The following is a 1,620-nucleotide window of genomic DNA, read 5'->3' as shown; positions in this document are numbered from 1 at the left end:
TCATCGCTAGACCGTCCACTATGCCCCGCTCCTGCTGGAGCAGTTCAATCTCCGGAAGCGAGCCGTCACCGGTAGATGGCATGTTGATGAGACATTGTATTTGATGGGTGTTGCGGGCCATTCCCACAGCATGAGGCCGGGATAGCTCGAACGAGACATAGGACAGAAGTCTGCGATGTAGATGGTGTGCCCGGCCTCACCACGCGCCCCAGCTGAGATCGGACGGTATCAAAGGTCATCCCACGACGGGTAAACCTGGATTCACAAGGTTGATCAGCGCAAGGGGCTCTCCTGACGAGAGGAAGCTCTATGACGGTGTTCTTCGGCATTGATGTCGCAAAAGAAAGACTTGATTGCGCGGTCGTCGTTCACGACCGACAGCGGCCCATCGGCCAGCAATCGTTTTCCCACACTCCGGACGGCATCGAGAGAGCGGCCGCTTGGGCAATGAAGGCATCCAAGTCTGATCACTTCGAGATCCATGCCATTCTCGAGCCGACAGCGGCTTATCACGCGCTTGCAGCCCGGCTCCTCGCTGCTAAAGGCATGACGGTCTCTCTCGTCAATCCCGCTCAGATCCGCAGCTTTGCCAAGGGTATGGCTGTTCTGAGCAAGACCGACGAGATCAACGCGGTGCTGCTGGCGCGCTACGGCTGTCTGGCCCGGCCAAAAGCGTGGACCCCTCCCGCCAAGCCCCTGACCGAGCTGCAAGCCCTCCTCGCACGGCTAGACGATCTTGAGGGTGATCTACGTCGGGAGCAGAACCGGTATGAGCAGGCTCGTGTTCGTGGCTGCTCCAGCGCCATCAAGCACTCCTTTGCGGCGAGCATCAGAGCGCTTAAAGCTCAATGTAAACTGCTCCAGAAGGCGATTGCAGAGCATTTTGCCGCTCACGAGGATCTGCAAGCCGATCTGAAGAGGCTGCGCACCATCCCGGCTGTTGGTCCCAAAACTGCCATGCGGATGCTCGCACTGCTGCGCAGTCACTCGTTCGAGACAGCGCGCCAGGTTGCGGCTTTCCTCGGTCTGGTGCCGATCGAGCGGCAGTCGGGCCGGAGCGCTCAAGGGCGGCCGCGGTTGTCGAAAGCCGGAAACTCCCGCCTGCATGCCGCGCTCGATATGGCGGCTGTTGTTGCGACAAAGCTGAACCCGGACATCAAAGCCCAGCACCAGCGGCTGCTTGAACGCGGCAAGGCGAAGATGTCGACCTTGGGGCCGCCATGCGCAAGCTGGTTCACCTCTGCTTTGGTGTCCTCAAAGGCAGGGGCGATTACTGCTGTCCGGTTGCCCACCAGACTTGACCGCGCAGACGGTATCTACATCAAGGTCCGCGGGCGGCGGATGTATTTGTACCGGGCGATCGACAGCAACGGGGACACGGTCGAATTCTGGTTCAGCGAGCGGAGAAACCTCACCGCGGCCAAGCGGTTTCTGCGCAAGGCACTCCAGCGGCATGGCAGGCCCGAGAGGATCGTGATTGACGGCAGCCAGACCAACCGCGAGGCGATCCTATGCTGCGACACCGCAGACCAGCTTCAAGATCGCTCGCGGCGTCGTATGAAACCCATTCGCATTCGGCAAAGTGCTTATCTGAACAATCGGATTGAGCAGGATCACCGG

At 60.0% G+C, this 1,620-nt stretch carries 3 pseudogenes; all 3 read left to right on the top strand.

The window, feature by feature from the left end:
* Positions 1 to 10: 10 nt before the first annotated feature.
* Positions 11 to 94: pseudogene (locus tag DC522_RS35625) on the top strand (IS6 family transposase); the annotation flags it as partial.
* Positions 95 to 309: 215 nt separating this feature from the next.
* Positions 310 to 1,206 (top strand): annotated as a pseudogene (locus DC522_RS36680) (IS110 family transposase); the annotation flags it as partial.
* A gap of 102 nt (positions 1,207 to 1,308) precedes the next feature.
* Positions 1,309 to 1,620: pseudogene (locus DC522_RS36675) on the top strand (DDE-type integrase/transposase/recombinase); the annotation flags it as partial.

It is taken from the genome of Microvirga sp. KLBC 81, from assembly GCF_003075415.1.
GTDB lineage: Bacteria > Pseudomonadota > Alphaproteobacteria > Rhizobiales > Beijerinckiaceae > Microvirga.
Note: the sequence above shows the minus strand (reverse complement) of the source record. Positions and strands in the feature narration are given on the sequence as shown.